This is a genomic window from Methanosphaera sp., assembly GCF_022768985.1.
Classification (GTDB): Archaea; Methanobacteriota; Methanobacteria; order Methanobacteriales; family Methanobacteriaceae; genus Methanosphaera.
Window position 1 is genome coordinate 45,097 of sequence record NZ_JALEKL010000006.1, and the last position, 21,535, is coordinate 66,631.

At 28.6% G+C, this 21,535-nt stretch carries 25 protein-coding genes; 9 read left to right on the plus strand and 16 right to left on the minus strand.

Annotation, left to right across the window (positions count from 1 at the left end):
* Positions 1-3: 3 nt before the first annotated feature.
* From mtrG to MRZ80_RS02805, 9 genes are all read right to left on the minus strand, one after another.
* Positions 4-198 carry a tetrahydromethanopterin S-methyltransferase subunit G gene (mtrG, locus tag MRZ80_RS02765; protein ID WP_292535963.1) on the minus strand — a complete coding sequence of 65 codons (195 nt, stop codon included), beginning with the start codon at positions 196-198 and terminating at the stop codon, positions 4-6.
* Between the two features lie 14 nt (positions 199-212).
* Entirely contained in the window at positions 213-968 is a 756-nt protein-coding gene (mtrA, locus tag MRZ80_RS02770) for a tetrahydromethanopterin S-methyltransferase subunit A (protein ID WP_292535964.1), read from the minus strand.
* Positions 969-984: 16 nt separating this feature from the next.
* Positions 985-1,260 carry a hypothetical protein gene (locus MRZ80_RS02775; protein ID WP_292535966.1) on the minus strand — a complete coding sequence of 92 codons (276 nt, stop codon included), beginning with the start codon at positions 1,258-1,260 and terminating at the stop codon, positions 985-987.
* A gap of 33 nt (positions 1,261-1,293) precedes the next feature.
* Positions 1,294-2,040 carry a tetrahydromethanopterin S-methyltransferase subunit C gene (locus MRZ80_RS02780; protein ID WP_292535969.1) on the minus strand — a complete coding sequence of 249 codons (747 nt, stop codon included), beginning with the start codon at positions 2,038-2,040 and terminating at the stop codon, positions 1,294-1,296.
* Positions 2,037-2,807 (minus strand): tetrahydromethanopterin S-methyltransferase subunit E, encoded by a 771-nt coding sequence (locus tag MRZ80_RS02785; RefSeq protein WP_292535970.1) that lies wholly within the window; start codon positions 2,805-2,807, stop codon positions 2,037-2,039. The genes MRZ80_RS02780 and MRZ80_RS02785 overlap by 4 nt, the downstream gene beginning before the upstream one ends.
* A 116-nt stretch (positions 2,808-2,923) precedes the next feature.
* Positions 2,924-3,526, minus strand: a complete 603-nt coding sequence (gene mcrC, locus MRZ80_RS02790) for a methyl-coenzyme M reductase I operon protein C (RefSeq protein ID WP_292535971.1) — start codon at positions 3,524-3,526, stop codon at positions 2,924-2,926.
* Positions 3,527-3,649: 123 nt separating this feature from the next.
* Positions 3,650-4,039, minus strand: coding sequence for a type II restriction endonuclease (locus MRZ80_RS02795; RefSeq protein WP_292535973.1), 390 nt, complete (start codon positions 4,037-4,039; stop codon positions 3,650-3,652).
* Complete coding sequence (locus MRZ80_RS02800; protein ID WP_292535975.1) at positions 4,023-4,436, minus strand: type II restriction endonuclease; 414 nt, start codon at positions 4,434-4,436, stop codon at positions 4,023-4,025. The genes MRZ80_RS02795 and MRZ80_RS02800 overlap by 17 nt, the downstream gene beginning before the upstream one ends.
* 168 nt (positions 4,437-4,604) lie before the next feature.
* A complete protein-coding gene (locus MRZ80_RS02805; RefSeq protein ID WP_292535977.1) occupies positions 4,605-5,531 on the minus strand; it encodes a DNA adenine methylase in 927 nt (308 codons plus the stop codon).
* A 179-nt stretch (positions 5,532-5,710) separates the two neighbouring features.
* Between MRZ80_RS02805 and mmp10 the strand changes: the two genes are divergently transcribed.
* Complete coding sequence (gene mmp10 / locus MRZ80_RS02810) at positions 5,711-6,958, plus strand: methyl coenzyme M reductase-arginine methyltransferase Mmp10 (protein WP_292535979.1); 1,248 nt, start codon at positions 5,711-5,713, stop codon at positions 6,956-6,958.
* 39 nt (positions 6,959-6,997) lie between these two features.
* Complete coding sequence (locus MRZ80_RS02815) at positions 6,998-7,729, plus strand: class I SAM-dependent methyltransferase family protein (protein ID WP_292535981.1); 732 nt, start codon at positions 6,998-7,000, stop codon at positions 7,727-7,729.
* A gap of 37 nt (positions 7,730-7,766) precedes the next feature.
* Here MRZ80_RS02815 and cofG read toward each other — a convergent pair whose 3' ends face one another.
* From cofG to MRZ80_RS02835, 4 genes are all read right to left on the minus strand, one after another.
* Positions 7,767-8,849: a 7,8-didemethyl-8-hydroxy-5-deazariboflavin synthase subunit CofG gene (gene cofG, locus MRZ80_RS02820; protein WP_292535983.1), complete on the minus strand. Its 1,083-nt coding sequence runs from the start codon at positions 8,847-8,849 to the stop codon at positions 7,767-7,769.
* A gap of 88 nt (positions 8,850-8,937) precedes the next feature.
* Positions 8,938-9,402 (minus strand): DUF2120 family protein, encoded by a 465-nt coding sequence (locus MRZ80_RS02825; RefSeq protein WP_292535985.1) that lies wholly within the window; start codon positions 9,400-9,402, stop codon positions 8,938-8,940.
* Positions 9,403-9,408: 6 nt separating this feature from the next.
* Positions 9,409-10,353, minus strand: a complete 945-nt coding sequence (gene mptA / locus MRZ80_RS02830) for a GTP cyclohydrolase MptA (protein ID WP_292535987.1) — start codon at positions 10,351-10,353, stop codon at positions 9,409-9,411.
* Positions 10,354-10,377: 24 nt separating this feature from the next.
* Positions 10,378-10,884: an Lrp/AsnC family transcriptional regulator gene (locus tag MRZ80_RS02835; protein ID WP_292535989.1), complete on the minus strand. Its 507-nt coding sequence runs from the start codon at positions 10,882-10,884 to the stop codon at positions 10,378-10,380.
* Positions 10,885-11,250: 366 nt separating this feature from the next.
* Between MRZ80_RS02835 and MRZ80_RS02840 the strand changes: the two genes are divergently transcribed.
* Entirely contained in the window at positions 11,251-11,940 is a 690-nt protein-coding gene (locus MRZ80_RS02840) for a hypothetical protein (protein ID WP_292535991.1), read from the plus strand.
* 189 nt (positions 11,941-12,129) lie between these two features.
* Here MRZ80_RS02840 and MRZ80_RS02845 read toward each other — a convergent pair whose 3' ends face one another.
* On the minus strand, positions 12,130-13,302 hold the full coding sequence (locus tag MRZ80_RS02845; RefSeq protein ID WP_292535993.1) for a tRNA (guanine(10)-N(2))-dimethyltransferase: 1,173 nt from the start codon (positions 13,300-13,302) through the stop codon (positions 12,130-12,132).
* Positions 13,303-13,723: 421 nt separating this feature from the next.
* On the opposite strand from MRZ80_RS02845, the gene MRZ80_RS02850 reads away from it, so the two are divergent.
* Together MRZ80_RS02850 and MRZ80_RS02855 are read left to right on the plus strand one after the other, a co-directional pair.
* Entirely contained in the window at positions 13,724-14,812 is a 1,089-nt protein-coding gene (locus tag MRZ80_RS02850) for a DegT/DnrJ/EryC1/StrS family aminotransferase (RefSeq protein WP_292535994.1), read from the plus strand.
* Positions 14,813-14,946: 134 nt separating this feature from the next.
* Entirely contained in the window at positions 14,947-15,828 is an 882-nt protein-coding gene (locus MRZ80_RS02855; protein WP_292536021.1) for a TIGR00269 family protein, read from the plus strand.
* 2 nt (positions 15,829-15,830) lie between these two features.
* Here MRZ80_RS02855 and MRZ80_RS02860 read toward each other — a convergent pair whose 3' ends face one another.
* Together MRZ80_RS02860 and MRZ80_RS02865 are read right to left on the minus strand one after the other, a co-directional pair.
* On the minus strand, positions 15,831-16,046 hold the full coding sequence (locus MRZ80_RS02860; protein ID WP_292535996.1) for a DUF1922 domain-containing protein: 216 nt from the start codon (positions 16,044-16,046) through the stop codon (positions 15,831-15,833).
* 46 nt (positions 16,047-16,092) lie between these two features.
* A complete protein-coding gene (locus MRZ80_RS02865; RefSeq protein ID WP_292535998.1) occupies positions 16,093-17,421 on the minus strand; it encodes a TraB/GumN family protein in 1,329 nt (442 codons plus the stop codon).
* A 233-nt stretch (positions 17,422-17,654) separates the two neighbouring features.
* Here MRZ80_RS02865 and MRZ80_RS02870 point away from each other — a divergent pair, with 233 nt between their 5' ends.
* The 4 genes from MRZ80_RS02870 to psmB all read left to right on the plus strand — a co-directional run bounded on the left by MRZ80_RS02870 (position 17,655) and on the right by psmB (position 21,233).
* Positions 17,655-18,179 carry a hypothetical protein gene (locus MRZ80_RS02870; RefSeq protein ID WP_292536000.1) on the plus strand — a complete coding sequence of 175 codons (525 nt, stop codon included), beginning with the start codon at positions 17,655-17,657 and terminating at the stop codon, positions 18,177-18,179.
* Entirely contained in the window at positions 18,164-19,072 is a 909-nt protein-coding gene (locus MRZ80_RS02875; protein ID WP_292536001.1) for a methanogenesis marker 7 protein, read from the plus strand. The genes MRZ80_RS02870 and MRZ80_RS02875 overlap by 16 nt, the downstream gene beginning before the upstream one ends.
* Positions 19,073-19,370: 298 nt before the next feature.
* On the plus strand, positions 19,371-20,225 hold the full coding sequence (locus MRZ80_RS02880; RefSeq protein WP_292536003.1) for an Mrp/NBP35 family ATP-binding protein: 855 nt from the start codon (positions 19,371-19,373) through the stop codon (positions 20,223-20,225).
* A gap of 387 nt (positions 20,226-20,612) precedes the next feature.
* Entirely contained in the window at positions 20,613-21,233 is a 621-nt protein-coding gene (gene psmB / locus MRZ80_RS02885; protein WP_292536005.1) for an archaeal proteasome endopeptidase complex subunit beta, read from the plus strand.
* Positions 21,234-21,535: the final 302 nt, after the last annotated feature.

A 21,535-nucleotide genomic window follows, 5' to 3' on the forward strand; every position in this document is an offset into this window, starting at 1 on the left:
TTTTTAGATTATTCCATATTTCATTAGTATTATTATAAATACTAGAGCTATTATTATTCCATATAATATTCCTATGTCTCGTCCCATTTTTCTTGATGTTTTATGTGAATATTGTATATTTTTCTCATCAAGCTTTTCATCTAATATATTAAGACGTTCATTTATTTCATCTATTTTCTTATTTATATCATCTGACATCTTAATTAACCTTCTTATATTAGTACTAGTATTATTAATGCTAAGATAAATCCTATAACTATTCCTTCTATTTTTCCTATGTCATATCCTGATTCTTGATTTTTATATGTGGTTGTATTTTTTATCTGCATATCTAGAACTTTGATATGATTTTGGATTTCATTAATTTTTACTGATGTTTCATCAACCATTGCAGATGTTGTTGTGACTGTTTGTATGTCATTATCTGTTATGTTATCATCTGTTTCATCTTCTGGTTTTTCATTAAGTTTTACAATCATTGCCTCTTCATGATATGCTCCAGGATCATTAGCTATACAGTCTTTTATTTTCTGTTGTATTTCATCCAGATTTTCATTATCTATCATGTCAACTAGTTCTATTTGATCTTGGAATCTTGCTATTGATTCTTCTGTTAGATTTTCAACAAATGGTATTGCTCCTTTTGATCCTATGATTGACTTTGTATCTGGTTCTATACCATTTTCATATAATGCTGTGATTGTCTGTCCTGTTATGTGTCCTTGTACTTCTGATCCACATACTATTACATAACGTATATTTGGATTTGCAACTACGTTTGCAACCATCTTTTCTATTCCAAGATTTTCTGTATGTAGAGGTCCTGCAATTGCAGCTCCAGCATCTAGTAGTGGTTCATTCATCTTTGATCCTAGTGATACTACAGCAACACAACTTTCACTATCTGCACTATCATAGTCTCCTGTTTCTCGTGGCCAATTTTCTGCTGCTTGTTTTTTATCTACCAATACTATTCACCCCTAATTATATTACTAGAAGTATTACAACTAGTATGAAGATTATAGATAAAACTATATTTAGTATTATGCCAGGATTATGTGACATATTTTCTATTGTATTTATTTTATCTATGTTATCTGTCATTTTTTCTAGTTCATCTACTTGTGCTTGTATTTGTTCTATTTTTTCTATGTTATTGTTGATAATATTATTTTGCTGTGTATCATTTTTTGATCTTATTGTTGATGTTTTTGTATCTAGTATTAGTTCATCATCAATAATTATATTATTCATATCCATTACCTAAAATCCCACCTTAAATTAATCCATTTATTATTTATTATTTCTTCCATCTGTTAGACTATAATATTGTATTGATGCTGCCTGGTGTTTTACATGTTTTATAAACTTACTTAGTGAAGCTATTAAACATATTATGCATATTATCATGTAAATGTAGTTGTATGTATTTTGTTGTATTATTGATAATGCTATCATTATTAGAAATGTATATATTACTGCTACATTTAATGTTCTTATTTGTTCTTCATTTGGTCCTTTTGATGTGTTATATGCTAGTTGTGATATTAGAGCTACTGCTAGTATAGGAAGTATTATAACTCCATTTTCTATCATGTTTGTATTTATTATATTTATGTTAAATGTTGATGCTATAAATGTTGCCATTGCAATTACTGCAATTTGTGATGAAACTGAAATATCCATCATGTAATGTGTATCTTCTATATTTGAAATATGTTTTAATATTACACCCACTATTATTCCAACAATTGCAGATATTATTATACTAATTATCATTGAAAGGTATCCAATTTTGAGGGCAACTATTAAGGATATTATAGAACATATAATTGTGATAAATGTTACAATACAATCAGATAAATAACCACCATCTGTACGGCGAATTGTGTTTGTCATATATAATATACCACAAAGAGCTACTATAATTGAAAATACACCACTAAAACTTGGAAGCAATAGGGCAAATGCCATCATAATAATACTTATACCAACACATGAAAATCTTAAAAATTCATATGCTACTATGTCATCATTCATGCTAATACACCACCTATAAATAATAATACTACAACAATAATAACCACTACCATTGCATTAAATGTGCCAAGTAATGCAAATAATACAAAAAATAGTAGAATCAATACAGAAAATACTATACCTTTAATTAAACCCTGTACTTTAAGTTGTAAAATTTTAAGATTAAAACTATCTTCTCTTAAAATTATATCATTATCATTATGATATATTTTACAAACTACTCTATCTTCAACAATAGTGGATATTGATCCAATTGCAACTGCAAGTATTAAATTTAATATAAATACACTCATATTAAATGCCATATTTTCAAAGAGAATATATGAAATAAGTGTTATTGCAAAGCTACAAATAAATGAAGATATAACCAGTTGCATACTATTTTCAACTAAAACATCGACATGTAATGGTTGATCATACAATGCCTGAGTTGTAATTTTAGCCATATATGCAACAATTGTAATAATTGTATATATAACAGATGCAATAAGTGCTGATAAAACTAATGCCGGCATCGTATCGACTATTGGCTGTAATGTTTGAAATATAATTCCCGTTAATGTAACTATTGTTACAAGAAGAATTGAATTTGAAGTTGTTGTTTTAAAAAATAATTTATGTTTTTTAGATCTTCTAGGTGCATCAATAATTAAGTTATTAACATTTTCTGATTTACTATCATATTCAAGATTTGAAAACATTCCAGTAAAAAATGCTAAAACAACTGCAATAATGATAATTCCTAGATTATATGCGAAGTTCATCATGTATTTCCCCCACTATAAAAAAAAGAGAATCAAAAATTTTAAAAAAATAATAAATTAATAAAAAAATAAATTAAAAGAAAAAAAGAAAGAGAGTAAATACTCATCTTTTTTCCCATCTAATTTCCATATTCTGTAATTGCAAAGTTTACTTTGTCAATAATTTCATCAAGTTTTTCCTGTGAACAGGATTCTCCACGTATAACATCGGTGATAATTTCAACGATTGTACCAGCTGTTTCTGGTTTTTCTGGCATAACAGCCCTTGTTTTAACTCCTATTTTTGCAAAGTCTTCAAAGTCAAGAGGATACTGTGCAATTATAACGATAGGTTTATCAACATTTCTAAGAGCATGTCTTGCCTTGTAGATAATATGGTTTTTTACACCACCAAAGTGGAAAAGTACAATATTATGACGTTCCATCTGTGCTATTTCTTTTGGTGTTACACCGAAAAGTCCTGAGTTTCCTCCACCAGGTGCATCTTTTGGAACTCCAGATCCTGCATTTAATACAAGTGTACTTGTTTCAATATTTGCTTCACGAAGTGCAAATGTAATTTCACATACAGGTTTTGTAATATGTCTACGTCCAGGGGACATTGCAACAGCTACAAGTTCACTTCCACTTTTTGCATATGTTCCACGCTGTGCAATTCCTCCACCTTCACCTATTCCACGTGTTTCCCTACAATCAACAATGTGTGTTCGTCTTCCTATCATAAATCTTAACTTCCTATTTAAATTAAATTATAAATATATATTATTTATTTTGTTTATAACATAGATTATATTTTACTATATTAAAAAAAGCTCTATCAAAAAAAAATGGATAATTAATTTATTTTATATTTTAAGATTCCTTACCCATTCATCGTATTCTTGAAGGTTAGTATATGGAGGTTTTGAATCTATTGCTCTTGCCATATCTTTAGTATAATAATTCATCCAATAATTATCAAAGACCTCTTCACTACGATTTGAAAATGATCCTTTACCATTTATTAATTTATCTATATTTTTAACAGATCCAATATTTTTAGTATTTCCACTTCCAGGTTTATCTGTTGCTAATTTCCATTTTTCTTGGAGTAGAAATGTGAAATCATTAGCAACTGAAGTTATACTATCTAAATCATCAATAGTATATTTTTTATATTCATTAACTTCTTGTTTGCTTCTCCTATAAATGACTCCTAAAACAAAATGAGCTGAATAATCATTGTAAGGAAACAAGATATTTTTTAGTTGATGTTCTATTTCTGAAATATCCTGTAAATGAACCTAGTGTAAATCCATTTACTGAATTTTTATTTTTATAATATGTACTTTTTAAATCAACAGCTATTTTTTCATCATCTTCTGTGATAAGTGTAATATCAGGATAATGGTTTTGATGTTGTGCAGGTAAGACTTTATAATTATGTTCTGATGCAAATTTTAATATACTAGGAAAAAGCATGAGCTCTATAATTTTAGAAATTACTTTTGTATCTAATGATATAGTGTAAATATTTTTATAAATATCTATGAAACCTTTTACAACCCATTCATTATCTTCTGTTGTGATAACTTTTTTGAATTCATCAAAATATCCAAGTAGATCTTTTCTAAATTCTTCTTTTTGAAACATTTTTACTCACCTATGAATAATAATTCTTCAGATTTTTTATTTTTTGATAAAGCATATCTGTAATTTCCATAAGTTTTAACACTAACATTAGATTTATATTGACTAATTATTTCCTCAAGTTTTTCTTTAGAGGGAATTCCATCGCTACGATATGAAATAACTAATGTATTATCTTGTATTTGTTAATAAGTTTATCAAACTCATTAGTAATGGCTTTTTTATCATTCCATACATTTTTTTAGGAATTAATCTGTTATGTTTTGATTTATAGTCAATATTATCTTCCCATTCATCATAAATTAACATTCCTTCTAAGAAGTGGTAAAATCCATAATAATCTACTGTTGAACCTTTACTTGAAATATAAGGTGTGTCAATGTAAACTAAGTCATACTCAGATAAGTTGGTAATATCCATCACATCAAGATTTAATGACATATTCTGTTGTCCATTATCAAAAATACTATTATTTGCCTCATTAACAAATTTTAAAAACCAATCTTGAAAAGGTGTATCCCATGTTTTCTTATTTCCAAAAGATCTCTTAACATCTGATGTTCTCATGTATAAATTTTTTCTATGGAATAAATTATATGGTCTTTTTATAATACATGCTTGGCAAAGAGCAAAAAATGCTAGAGCAAATTTATATTCATTATTTAATTCATTTATATTAGCTATAGTAATATCTAACCATTTATTTTCTTCATCTGTAAAATAAGTATCTTTAAAATTATCCTGAATTATTGTTTTATATTCTATATCATCATGTTTTTTTAATATAAAATTAAGGTCTTCTTCATTTAAAGTGATTTCATTATTTTCTATTAAAGCTTTTCCAAATTGATGATTAAAATTTAATAAATCATTATATGTAACTTTTTTTCCCATCTTTTTATAAGTATATGAAACACAACCAGTACCACCAAATGCATCTAATACTGTTGTAAAATTCAAATCTTTTGTTTCATTTTTCCAATCACAAAGTTTTAATTTACTTCCCTGATATCTTGTAGATGGAAATTTAAATGATTCATACTGTGTATTGATAATTTTAGAAGGTTGATTATAATTAAATAAGTTACTTTGTACCATAAAATTATCCCTCCTATTATTTAATTATATATATGATTTAGTAATTTATATTTCTTTTAAAAAGACTCTGATAATAATTTTGATAATAAAAATTATTTTTTTTATAATTAAAAATCAGCCATTTTTTTAACACTGCTCTTAAAAAACTTAATTAAATAACACAGATAAATATAATATTTATGCAGATAATGGCTGATGTTGGAGGAATACCTGGTAAAAATTGCAGAGGATTTTGTGAATACTGCTATTTTAGAAATGTTAAAGGTACAACAGTTCTAGGGTGTAAAAACTGTCCTCCTGGACAGATTGGATGTGCTCATTGTACAACTGATACAAATATGACACGTGATTTTATACCACCATTCCAGGTATTATCCTCACTACAAACTAATATTTTTCAAACACAAATACCAGAAGATACTCTTATAAATATTACAGGTGATGGTGATGTGAGTTGTTATCCACATCTTCTTGAACTTACAGATTCAATAAATAATATGGGTCTTAAAACACACCTTGGATATACTAGTGGTAAGGGATTTGATGATGCAGATGTTGTTGATAAGCTTATTAATAATAATGTTACAGAGACAACATACACAGCATTTGCAACAGATCCACAGCTAAGATATAAGTGGATGCATGATCCAACACCTGAAGCATCAATTGAGGGACTTAAAAGATTTTGTGAATCATGTGATGTTCATGCAGCATCTATTATAATACCTGGTGTTAATGATGGTGAAGTTTTAAGAAAAACTTGTGAAGATCTTGAAAGTTGGGGTGCAAAGGCACTTATCTTGATGCGTTTTGCAAATTCTCAAAATCAGGGACTTATACTTAATAGTGAACCTATCATACCATCAGTTCAACAGCAGAGTGTTGATGAATTCAGAAGACTTGTTGAAGATACAGCAAAAGAATACAGTCTCCGTGTTACAGGAACACCAGTGTGTGATCCACAAAATGACACTCCATATGCTCTTGCAAAGGATAAAAACATGGAGTACCTTGAAGTATTAACAGAAGTTAAAGCTGAAGCTACAATTATTACAAGTAAAATTTCTGCACCATATATTGAGAAGATCTTTGAAAATCTTGGATGTGCAGATCATGTAAATGTTGTTGCAACAGAACAGGAAATTGCATGTCTTATAAGACCTGATGATCTTCGTGCTATTGATCTTAGTGAAGTTAAAGATACTGTTATTATTCCTGGTCGTTGTTTTGTTCATGACCTTGTTGCTGAGGAAATTTTACGTAGTGATGGACGTTTCCGTCTTATTCATAGAGGTCCTGACATGCTTACAGCTGATGGTGAAATGAGTGGAACATTATCAAAAACTGACGTACTAAAACAGGAGTTAATGGCATTTGAGGATCTTATTGAACTTATAAATTACATGGGAGTACCTATAAAAAATTAGATTTTTTTTATTTTATTATTTTTTTGAGGTTTAAATATAATGAAAGGTAAATTAATTGGAGATATACTTGTTGTTAAAAATGTTCCTGAAAACTTAGATGAACTAGTAGAACTTCCATATATTAATAGGGTTGTGAAAATTGGACATATTCATGGACAAAAAAGAGAACCTGAAATTGAGATGATATATGGTGAGGGAACAGAAACTATACATAAGGAAAATCATTGTAAATTTAAAATTGATGTTGCAAAAGTAATGTGGTCTAAGGGAAATACAGCAGAAAGACAGAGAATGAGTACACTTCCTGAGGATGGTGAAACTATTATTGACATGTTTGCTGGTATTGGATATTTCACAATTCCTATGGCTGTACATTCAAATGTCAAAAAGATTCATGCAATTGAAATAAATCCTGTATCACATAATTTTCTTTGTGAAAATATTAAATTAAATAAGGTTGAAGATATCGTTGAACCTATTCTTGGTGACTGTGCAAAGCAGGACTTTGATCATGTTGCAGATAGAATTATGATGGGATATATTGGAACAACCCATCATTACCTTGATGATGCTATGCGTTATCTTAAAGAGGGTGGAATTATTCATTATCATGAATCAACACCAGAGCCAATATTATTTAAAAGACCTGTTGAACGTGTAAAACAGGCAGCAAAAAACTGTGGACGAACAATTGAAGTACTTAATAAACGCAGTATTAAGAAATACTCACCTGGTGTTCATCACACAGTTGTTGATATAAAAGTAAACTAAATTATTTATATCAACACCCTACTTTTACTATTTTTTTTTATATCTTTTTTTGTAATTTCAGTGCTTTATCATATACTTTCTTACTTAGATATTTTCTATCTATATATTTATCATATACTGGAAGTCTTTCTTTGAGTGTGTAATTTAGGCTTTCTACTTGTTTTTGTATTTCATTAATTTCAGGCCATGGTGCATCTGGATTTACAAAGTCTTCTGTTACTGGTGATATTCCACCAACATCATCTGCTCCTGTTGTTATAAATATGGGCAATAGTTGTCTGTTTAGATTTGGTGGTATTTGTATACTTACATCATTAAATAGTAGTTTTGCAACTATTACAATCTTGATTAGATCTACAATTTCAGGTTCTGGATGATCTTCCATTGCAATTCCTTTTTTGGGTTTGAAGTTTTGAAGTATTATCTCTTGAATATGTCCATATTTATCTTGTAGTTTTCGTATTTCAAAGAGTGAGTCGATATGATCATCTTTACTTTCTCCTATTCCAAGAAGTAATCCTGTTGTAAATGGTATATTTAGTTTTCCTGCATTTTCTATGTAATTTAGGCGTTTCTTTGGATCTTTTCCAGGACTGTCTTTGTGTACTATTGTTTTTAGTAGTTTACGATTTGTTGTTTCAAGCATCAGTCCCATTGATGCATTAACTTGTGATAGTTTATATAGATCATCATAGTCTATTATTCCCATGTTTGTATGTGGTAGTATATTGTATTTATTAAGTGTTACCTCACATAGATGGTATAGATAGTCGACCATTGTTTCATATCCATATTCATCTAGTTTTGCTTTTACATAGTTGTTTGTATCTGCATTTTCTCCAAATGTATATAGTGCTTCTGTACAGTTGTATTTTTGTGCTTGAGTTAGTAGATTTTTTGTTTCATCCTCATTCATAAGAATATATGATGCATCCTCTGGTGTTTGTTTAAATGTACAATATCCACAATTATTTTGACATATATGTGTTAAAGGTAGAAATACATTCTTTGAATATGTAATTTCATGGCTTGATCTTTGAATGTTAATTTTTTTAAGTAAATCTAGTATATCAACTATATCATAATCTAGGATCTTTCGTGCTTCATTTTTTGAAATCATAATTAATCACACTAAAATAAGTAAAAATTTAAAATATTAAAAAAAAGTAGTTGAAAATTAAAAAATTAATTAGAGTAGAAATTATATTCTACACCATAATTTTCTCATCATCTGCTGCATCTATATTTACAACCATTGCCTCAACAAACATAGGTCCTACACCTGACTTATCAGACCACATTGCAACAAACACTGCAATATTATCCTTAAGACCAATGATGTAATCTATTGCAAATCCTGTAATTTCAAAGGTATGTTTAAGTCTTTCAATACCACCAATACCATTTGACTGATCAAAAACACCAGTTGTATTTCTAAATACTTGATCTATTTTCTGTGTTATTGTATTTGCACGTTCAGATTCAGCACTAATTTCTTTAAAGTCAATATGTTCAAGTAATTCTTTAAGTTTTGCTTCTCTTGCATCAGCTGCAATTTTATCTCCACAAATACCCTTAATAATCATTGAATCTGAATTATGTACAACAGGTTTTGATCCTCTAAAAGCATTTAAATAATCCATTATTTCTCTTGATATTTCCATTACATGCATCTTTTATCATCCCATATATTCACTTTTAAGCTGTCCAAATGTTGTAATTTTCTCACCAAATGCATTATGCTGGTGTATACTTTCCTGATTTACCTGTTTTATTGTAACTTGTGAGTCACTATCAAGATCAGGATAAACTTCAAGAATTCCAAGTGCCATGTTACGTACACAATCTTCTACAAACACTGGATTTTCATGAGCATTCATTACAACTCTATTTTCATCAGGTCTTTTAAGAATTTCACATACCTGTGAGCTCATTGAATTTTGTATAATTTCAATTAAATCATCAACATTTACTTGTTGATCCTCATTTACCTCAAGGAGTATTGTTCCAATACCACGCTGGTTGTGTGATGCAAATGTAACAGCATCAAGAACTTTCATAAGTGTTTGTTCATCAAGGAATTTTTCTAGTTTTTCTTTTGATGCTTCCTCTACTGATTCTTGTGCACATGGACATACTGTCATTCCAACAACTTCAGCACCAATCATCTTTTTAACTGTTATATTTCCATCATCATCTTTATGTGCTATTGCTTTTGCAATTATCTGTGTTGTTTCCTGTGTATCTTTCTGTGTTACAGGTGACTTTTTATGTATAACATATTCTCCTTTTGCATGAATTTCAGCATTTTTTGCATATTCATGTTTTTGAAGTAGTCTTTTTACAATATTTGCACAGATATTTTCAATATGTGTTTCATTTTCATTTGTAGCTTCCTCAATTACTTCACTTATTGCTTCAGGATTTCTTGACATATGAACTCCTTTTTGTGTTGATGGAAGATCTACAAATGCATCAAATGTTGGAAGTAATACTATTGGACGTTTATTTTCTCCACGTGGAAGTTTTAATAACTTCTTAACTCCTGTTACCCCTACCTTTGTAAGTGATATTGCCACATCTGGATTTTTATCTTGTGTATCTGGAAATTCTGGAACTGTCATTATCTAAATTCTCCCCCAAATTATCTATTCAAATGATATTGTTGATGTATTTAATTCTTCTTTTACAATGTCAAGTACAGTTTGAGTATATGTTTTTATCACTGTTTCTTCATTTAGTAATTGTTTAATGAAGATATCTAATTCTTTTGTATTTCTAAATTTTGCTATTACCATACCATCAAATTGTCCTGTTACACCATATACTGCAAGAATATTATCTTGATATACATCATTTTCAACTAGGAAATCTACTGTTCCACCCTTAATTTCAAGTCCTATAATTGCAGTTAAATTATATCCTAGTTTTTCATGGTTAATTACGGGTACAAATTTTGTTATTATTCCATGTTTTGTAAGTTTATCTACACGATTATGTACTGTACCAACAGAAACTCCAAGTTCTCTTGATATTTTCCTATAAGATTTACGTCCATCATCACTAAGTAGTTCTAGGATTTTTTTATCTAAATCATCCATTTCAAGACCTATAATATCTAAACTTTTAGATTGTGAATATCCATCATTTACCATAATCATGTCCCTTCATATCATTTTTTTATTTTTAAAATTTACATAATATTTTTTTTAATGTTTTTAGAATTTTTTATTCTGTCTTTTTGAAATTACCTATCAAAATTAACTTATCCTTAAAAAAAAGGATGTTATACTTAAGTTATATAAAATCTAGTTAAGTTAAATTAGATTATACTTATATTAATTTATATAGTTTTTGAAAATATATAAAAATTTTTAACTTTTAAATAGATTATTTACAATAATTAAGCTTTTTTATTGAAAAGTTTTATTTAAAAAATAATTCATATAAATATTATAATACTATGAGAAAAATAATATATAACTATATAAATTCTTAAAAAAAAGATACGGTGAAAACTAATGAAATGGTATACAGTATTTATCATCATTATTCTTATAGGAATTGCATTTTTATTTGTAAGTAGTGAGAAATCTGATGATGTTCAGCCATTAGGTCGTCTTGCATTTGTAAAGATTGCAAATCCTGACATGTATCCTAATCATGTTCATTCAAATCTACTTTCTGAATATGCACAAGAACATGGATCTAAATGTGCTATAGTTCTTCATTATGCTGGAAGCTCAAATTATAGGAATTTCATGAATGGTAATATCTATATTATTGAGATGGCATTTATGGATACAGCAGGTGCACAAGTTAATATTGACTGGAATCAGGTTCTTGACTATGGTCTTAATGGTGTTCCTGATGATAAATGGAATTATAAGGTTGATGGAGAAATCTATGACAACTTTGATGATGCATGGGCACGAGTACTTGAAATGGCAAAAGAACGTGGACAGGAAGGTCCTATTCCTATGGTATGGCATGGAACAGTACGTCAAGGAAGTGTATTTATAAATCCGGGTTGTGGATTCCCATTATACTACCAGGTATGTTGTAAAGAATTTGGACACTTAGGTGGAATTATGCATGCTGCAACAGGATCAATATTCCCATACTTTAATAATCCATACCGTGCATATGAAATTGAACATGCACCAGAATTACAATACTACTACACACATAACATGTTAAACTATGAATAAAATCTTTCTATGTATGGACAAAAGAACTTTAACCTCCAAAATTTTTTTTTATTTTTATTTTTTTATAGAATATTAAATTAGCAATTATACACCTAAAAAGAGAATTTATTATACTATTTTTATAATTTTATTAAAAAAAAGAGAGAATTTAAAAAAAAGTGGAAGAAGGTGAGATGTAAAATTTAATTTCTAATTTTCAGATCCGAGTTTTTCTTCTTTAATATCTTTAATTAACTGCTTAAGTTCATCAAGTGGCATATCTGTACGCATACCTGTTAATTTAAAGTGTGTTCTTGATATGAAATATCCACGATTTGCAATTTCATCCATTACATCATTAATTTTTGGTGAACTGATCTTTAACTTCTTACATATTTTATGGATATCATAGAAACTTACAGGACCTTCTGCTTCATCATAACATTGACCTAGTAATTTAAGTACTTCATCTTTCTTATTTAATTTCAACTCAACGAGTGAATCCATTGTTCTTTTAATAAAGTCTTTATCCCATATACTTCCAAGCCATAGAGGACCTGCAATGTCGTATTTTTCACCACATTCAGGACAGCATTCTGGAAGATGAGGTGCATACCCATAACTATATTCACGATGTAGACAGTTAGGACAATGTGCAATAAATCCAATATTATCTAGTGATTCATTAGTTTTTTTAGATCCACGTTTTACAATACCATATACTCTCATGTAATGTTCTGTACTGTGTGAAAATAATACTTCCATGTACTTCTGATTAACTGCAAGATTACGTGCAATTGATGCAATAAGTATTCTTATACCATTTTCATGGCAGTACTCTGTTTTCTGGGGTTGTGCTCCATATTTTCTAAAACATGGATCATGATATGTTCCACAAAGTGCTGATGTATCAGTTGCACTTATACAAATAAGTCCACCAGGTCTTATATTTGCAGCTGTTGATTGTAGAAACATTGAAGGAGTTCCAAATGGGTCAATATCCACAACATCAAAAAGTCCCTTATTTGATTGAAGCATAATATTTGCATCGTTTTTTTCAACAGTAACATTATCAAGACCATTAAGTTTCATGTTATCTTGTGCAATTTTAACAGCACATGGATTTACATCACCCACTGTTACTTCTTCAACTCCTGGAATTTCCTTACTATAACGTGCTCCTCTTATTCCTGTTCCACCAAATGCATCAAATATCTTAATGTCATGGTCAATATCACGTCTGTACTGATTTATTATTGAAACTGATATGTCACGATTTAATTCCATTACTGGATTATAAAATACTGGTGCTTTTGCTGATACTTTCTCAAAATCTGGTACTTCTATTTTTACTAATCCTTCTTCTATATAATGTGTATCCATAAAATATTACATCTCCCATTAAAAATATAAATTTATAATAAAAAATTCAGATAATCTTTTGAATTCTTATTATCCCATTTAAGTTTTTTTTTCTTACTATTATATCTTTAAAGATAAATTATTAAATTTTATTTAAATAATAGTGTAAAAATGATTTCATAAAGTTTCCATAAAAATTAAAAACTTAATTAGATCTTAAAACAAAATATATATTATTTAATATAAACTAAAATTAATATAAATATTTTAAAAATAAATACTAATTATCTTAATTTTACAAAAATAACTATAAGATATAGAAAAAATATTTATTTATTATATATATTATATATTATAAAGATATGAAAAAAAAGGAAGTCCCAAAAAAAGAAAAGTTGTAGGATGGATTTTTCCATATTAATTGTTTTATGAGGAAAATTTTATGATAAATATCGCAAAACCAATAATAACAGATGAGGAAATAGAAGCAGTTACTGAAGTATTAAAATCTGGAATGCTTGCACAAGGAAAAAAAGTTGAACAATTCCAGAAAGAATTTGCACAATATACACAATCAAAATATGGTGTAGCAACAAGTTCAGGAACTACTGCACTCCACACAGCATTAGTTGCTGCAGATATTGGTCCTGGTGATGAGGTAATAACAACACCATTTACATTTGCAGCTACTGCAAATTCAGTATTATATTCAGGAGCAAAACCAGTATTTGCTGATATTGATCCTAAAACATTTAACTTAGATGCAGCATCAGTTGAAGAAAAAATTACAGATAAAACAAAAGCAATACTACCTGTACATCTTTATGGTCAACCTGCTGATATGGATGCAATTTGTGAAGTTGCACAAAAACATGATCTTAAAATTATAGAAGATGCTGCACAAGCACATGGTGCTGTATATAAAGGTAAAAAAATTGGAAGTATTGGAGATCTTGGATGTTTCAGTTTCTATCCTACTAAAAACATAACCACTGGTGAAGGTGGAATGGTTACAACAAACAATGAAGAACTTGCAGAAAAAGCAGGTATGGTACGTGCACATGGTGAAAGTCAAAGATATGAACATGAAATTCTTGGATATAACTATCGTATGACTGATATTGCAGCAAGTATTGGTCTTACACAACTTAAACATATCGATGAATTTAATGCAAAAAGAAATGAAAATGCAGAATACCTAACACAACATCTCCAAGAAATTGATGGTGTAACACCTCCATATGTTGCAGATGATGTAACACACGTATTCCACCAGTACACAATTCGTGTTGCAAAAAGAGATGAATTTAAAGACTTCCTAAATGAAAATGGAATTGGAACAGGAGTACATTATCCTATTGTATTATACAAACAACCATACTACCAAGCACAAAATATTACAGGAAACTGTCCTGAAGCTGAAAGTGCTGCTAGTGAAGTATTATCAATACCTGTACATCCATCATTAACACAGGATGATCTTGATACAATTATTGATGTAATTAAACAAGCATCAGATAAAATATTATAAAGGATTAGAAAATTTGGTTGTAATATTTTTTTACTAACCTCCCAAACCTATTTTTTTACCTCTTTATCTTTTTTTAGAAAGAAATTAGAGAATTTTATTTTTTTTATAGAATTTATTTTTTGGGGAATTAATTAATTATGAAGATTGAAAAAAGTGAATTTAATAGTTATGTTAAGGAAAATGTTTTCACAACACTTAGTGATTATAATCTAATTGAGGAAAATGATAAGATTATGATAGGTGTATCTGGTGGAAAAGATAGTATTCTTACACTACACATGTTATATGAATATCAGCAGTATGTAGATTTTGACTTTTCTCTTGAAGCTGTATGTATTGATGAGGGTATTAGTGGATATCGTAGTGATGGAATAAAGTCTGCACATGATAATTGTCGTAAACTTAAAATACCACTTTATGTTCATTCATTTAAGGATCAGTGGAACTATTCTCTTGATGAAATTAGTGGAATTTATAAAAGTAGCTGTATGCCCTGTGGAATTTATAGACGTTATCTTCTAAATAAGATTTCAGATGACCATAACTGTGATAAGATTGCAACAGGACATAATATGGACGATGAAATTCAGTCATTTCTTATGAGTTTTTGTCGTAATGATCAAAATAAGTTTCCAAAGTTTGGTCCACGTCTTGCAAGAATACATGAAAGTATGACGCCAAGAATTAAGCCTCTCTGGCAGCTTCCTGAAAAAGATGTTGGTATTTGGTGTGTTATTAATGATATTGAAATTCATGACATGGAATGTCCATATTCAACTACATCACAAAGATCTGATGTAAAACTTCTTCTTAACATGCTTGAAGAAGAAAATAATGGTATTAAAAAGCGTATATTTGAATCATTTAAAAAAACATTTAATATAAAACAAGATCCATCAGGTGTTAATCTTCAAAGGTGTGAACTTTGCAATCAGCCTACAGCTCAAAGTCCATGTAATGCATGTAAGATAACAGGTGAAATAAGTAGGATAAAAAATAGTATGAAAGATGAGTAAATTTATAGCTCATCTGCTGTTTTAAAACAGACACCACCATATATTTCCTCTTGCATATCTTGTACTGCTTCTGTTGCAAGTTGTGCTGTGTCTGCAATTTTTAGTATTCGTCTTTTTTTAACATCAAGTGTCTTTCCACATGTACATTTTTTTGTTTTTGTTGTATCTTTTGAATATAATACTCGTCCACAATTACATCTATATATTAGATATGACATGATTTAATCAACTCCCCACATATTATATTATTACTTACTTATTTTTTTATATTCCTAATATTGCATGTAGATATGGCATTAGTACATCATTTACAGATAATAGGAATCCTATTGTTGTTCCAATGTTTGTTCCAAGAACTACTATTATTACACGAAATAGCTTATTTTGCCATAATTCTTTGAATGATTCACAACTTGGAAATGCTGTTAAATCATGCATTGATACATGTCTTAGTTTTCCTTCAGCTATTCCTGAAAACCATCCAGCTGCAAGAAGTGGATGAAGTACTGTTATTGGTGCAGCAATTAGTCCTACTAGTGCTGATTGTATCTTTGATCCTGATAGTATTGATCCAAGAAATGCTCCTCCTCCTGCAAATATTAGGTAATTTATAATTCCTCCTTGTATATTTACACCATTTATATATGCTCCAATGAATAATAGAACAAATATTATTGGAATTAATGCTAGTATTATCTGTGTTATTGAATATTTAGACTCTTTAACATGGTCTATCTCTGCAATGGGGGGTATCGTCTCCGGATTTTCAAGATACTCCTTTATTCCACTTTTATGTCCTGCACCTACTACTGCTACTACATTTTTATCTTCAAGACTTTTAAGATAGTATGCCATGTATGCATCACGTTCATGTACAAGTGCATTATATCCTCCTGGTGTTGCTTCTTTGAAGTATCCCATTGCCTCTTGTATCATATCATCTTGTTTTAATTCCTCAATTTCTTCTCTGAATTCTTCTTCATCTGCATCATCCATGATAAAGAGTGATTTTAGAATTTCCCATCCAAATGATATTTTTTCACGAAATGTCATTGCATTGATTGTGCGCTTTAGTGTTGTTTGAAGTCCACGATCAATTAGTGCAACATCTGCATTTACTTCTTTTGCTATTTCTATTGCTTCCATCATTTCAGATCCAGGCTTTACTCCTACTTCTTCTCCCATTTTTGCCTGCATATGTGAAAGTAGTGCTGTTACTATTGTTACAATTAGATTTGATGATTTTAATGTTTCTTTAAGATTAAATTCAGCTTCACGTTGCACTCCATTTTTCTGATCCATAAGTGATCTGTATCTTGCAAAATCTAATTCTATTGCCACTATTTCTGGTCTTTTTTCATGAATTATTTCTCTTACTGATTTTACACTTTCATCTGATATGTGTGCTGTTGGTATAATTTCAAGTGATGGTTCAGATATTGGTATGATTTCATCAGGTTGTTGTTCTAGTTGTTCTGCTGTTATTTCACTCTCTTGTATGTCTGGTTGTGGTTTTTGAAAATGAATTATTGGTGGCTTGTTAAATATCATTTGTGATTTTACATCTTCATTGTTTATATTTTCATCTGTCATTGTTATCACACATAAAATGCTATATTTTTATATTATATTTTTTTTATGATTTTCCCATTTATTTGATTGTTGAGAAGAATTTAATTTTATAAAAAAAAATTCTACCACTTTTATAATAAATATTATTTTATCAATTAAATAATATAATCATAAGTATAATAATATAGATATTATAATATAATAGATTTTAATTATTTTATTAAAATATAGAAAAATTTGAGATAGGATTTAATATGAAGATACTTACAACACCAATGTGTGATGATGTACTTAAGATTGCAGGAATTAGAGATTATAGGGTGGTTTTACCCTCTGAAATTAATGATGCAGATGGTGATGTTATAATTACATTATCTGAAACTGAAGTTAATATTGATAAGATTCCTATTAAATTAAATTCATATAAACAACTTCTTGATAGTATTATGATGTTATGTGAACGTTTTAATACTAACTTTGATTGTGAAAAGATTGAATATATTAAAAACTTAATTAATCAAAATAATGAAAAAAAAGATAAAAGGAAAGATATTAAAGTTAAAGTATATGCAAACTTTTTAAAAGACACATTAGTTGATATGGGTTTTAATGTTGTTGATGAAGATTATGACTATATTGTAGTGGCTGATTATATGGATGTTGAAATAGAAGATGATATGATTGTTGTCTCATCACATAAAAATGTGTCTAGAAATATTATTGATCGTTTAAATGAAAGATATGAATTATTGGAGAATAAATTATGTATGCAACAATGACTTATACAGGCGGAGTTCATAAACATTATGAAATGGAAGAGTTAATTGAAGATTTAGGTGGCTTTATTCTTCAGAAAAACCAAGCACAAGTAGATATTAGTATTACTATTGCTGTACCTGAAGAAGATGTAGATAAAATTCAACAAAAAGCTAAAGAATTACTAGGTGATGTTGAAATTTCACCTCTTGCAAGTACTGAAATTGCAGTTGTTTCACCAACACTTGCACATCAACACCTTCCTCATGCAGCATGTGATATTGCAGAATATCTAAGACGTTATGGTACAAAAACAAATATGATTGGTCTTGCTCGTGGTGCAGGTAAAGGTATTTCACAGATAAGTAAAAAAGAAAAAGATCTTATTGAAGAACATGACCTTGCTGTATTTTCACTTGGAAGTTTTGAAGATTGTATTCGTAAGAAAAAATTCTTATTTGAAGATATTGATATTCCTGTTATTGTAACTGGTAGTCCTGAGCTTACAGCTGAAGAACTTAATACTAATGCTTATGTTACAGGATTTGGAAGAATTCCTCGTCGTCTTAAACGTGGAGAAAATATTAGAGCATTAAGAAAACTTGCATCTACTGCTGAAGATTTAATTAAAGATCAGAGAAAATCAATAGAGGAAGATCCACTTATAATATCTCCTGTTATTGTTAAAATTATTCTTGAACGTGAAATTCCTGAAATTGCAGATAGCATATCTCCTATGCCTATTGTAAGTCAGCTTGATGGTCTTAGAATTAAGCTTCCATACGATGAATATCATGAAAAAATTGCTGATGTTGAAGTTGAAGGATATCGTCTTGGTGATATATCAGAAATTAAAAGATCTAAGATGTATAATAATATACTTCTTAAGATTCTCCCTGAAAGTTCAATAATATAAACTTCATTCTTTTTTTATTTTTTTTCTAGTTTTAATGTTTTAGTGTTGTAAATTATTTAATATTATTTTATTAAGATATGCTGATTTTCTAGAATTTTATATGTTTTATTTTTAAAAAATATAGTTTACTTTATAAGTTACTAAAATTAAAAATTATATATGTACATTAAAAATAATGACAAATTATTATAACTAAATTTTTTTTATTCTATTAATTATGGGAATGTGAGAGGATTTTATTCAAGTTCCCTTATTTTTGGTAATAGAAAGAAAATATTGACTTATAGGAGTAAATATAATGGCACATGAACATGGAGCTAATTTATCTGAAGAAGATAAAAAAGCTATTATGGAACAAAATATCAATATTACTCGTAGCTTATCTAATATTAAATATAAGATTGCTGTTATGAGTGGTAAAGGTGGAGTAGGAAAATCAACAGTTGCTGTTAACTTAGCTGAAGCATTTAATGCTATGGGATTTAAAACTGCACTATTTGATGTAGATATTCACGGACCTAATGTTCCTAAAATGTTAGGAGTTGAAGATAAAAAATTAGATGTTAAAGGTAATAAACTCATCCCTGTTACAACAGACAATGGTATAGATGTTGCTTCAATGGCATTTTTAATTGATAGTAATGCATCACCTATCATATGGAGAGGACCTCAAAAAACAGGAGCTATTAAACAGTTAATTTCAGATGTTGCATGGAGTAACATTGATGTTATGATCTTTGATAACCCACCTGGAACTGGTGATGAACCTTTAACAGTTCTTCAGATGATTCCAAATCTTGATGCTGCAGTTATGGTTACAACACCAAGTTCTGTATCTGAAGAAGATGTTCTTAAATGTGTATCAATGACAAGAATGATGCATGTTGAAAATATTGGTCTTGTTGAAAATATGGCATACTTTGAATGTCCTGATTGTGGTAAAAAAGTTAACTTATTTGGTGAACAAAAAGGTGCAAAATTTGCAGAAGCAATGGATTTAGACTTCCTTGGAGAACTTCCATTTAGAAGTGCTGTATCTGAAGCTGCAGATATTGATGAAACACCTATTGTTAAATCAGACCCTGAATGTGAAGCTGCACAGGAATTTATGAAAATTGCACAAGAAATTAAAGAAAAATACATGGATGAATAGATTTTCATCTACCATATTCTTTTTTTTACATCATCACCACAGATAATATTTTTATCTATAAGGACTTGTTTTGTATTTTTTTGTTAGATGTATTTATTTTAAAGTCAATAAACTAACTATGAAACTTTTAATAACATAAAGTTATATAAATATAAGCTTATTATATATTAATTATAAAATAAAAATATATTAAAACAGAAAATAAAAATAAAATTGTATAAAAAAAAACATAGGTAATAATTTAAATAAAAAAAATTATATGAAAGAAGTTATTATTAATTAAGTTATGAAAAAGAAAAATTACAAAAAATAAATTATTACTATTATTATTCAATTAAATTAAATCTAACTAAATTCAACCACAAAAAATAATTGAGGTATAAAATTATGAATCAATCAAATGAAAACATGGTAGGAACAACAACAGTTGGACTTGTATGTCAAGATGGTGTTGTACTAGCAACAGAAACAAGAGCAACAATGGGAGCATTAATTGCAAATAAAGCAGTAAACAAATTATACCAATTAGATGATAAAGTTGGAGCAACAATTGCAGGAACAGTATCACATGCACAAACACTTATGGATGTACTACAAGCAGAAATTGCATTATACAAACTTAAAAATGAAAAAGATATGTCAATGGAAGCAATAGCAGTACTTACAAGTAACATCCTTAAATCTAATGCATATGGAGTACAACTCATACTTACAGGTGTAGATAAAAAAGGACCAAAACTCTATGGACTTGACCCTAGTGGAAGTTACATTGATGATGATTACACATCAACAGGATCTGGATCACCATTTGCATATGGGGTACTTGAAAACAAATACAGAAAAGATTTAACAACAGATGAAGGAAGACTTGTTGCACTAGAAGCTATCAGTGCTGCAAAACAACGTGATGTATACTCTGGTAATGGATTCAGACTTGCAACAATTACAGATGAAGGAATGAAAACATATACAAATGAAGAAATTGAAGAACTTGTAGCACAACTATAGGTTAATTTAAAATTAATTTAATATTCTTTTCATCTTTTCTTTTTTTAAAACCCAATTTTTAATATAAAAATATAAAAAATATATATAAGATAAAATAAAACTATTATATAATTATTTTTTAAGATGTTACTTTTTTTTAAAACATTTAAGATTTTTTATTTTTTATAGTCTAATCAAGGTATTTAAAAAAAATAATGGAAAAAAATAACAATAGAAGAAGAAATATTTTTTCTTCCAAAAAAAATCATAATAGTTTGCTTATTTTATAAAAACAATTCAAAAAAAGATTTCATAGTTTTAAA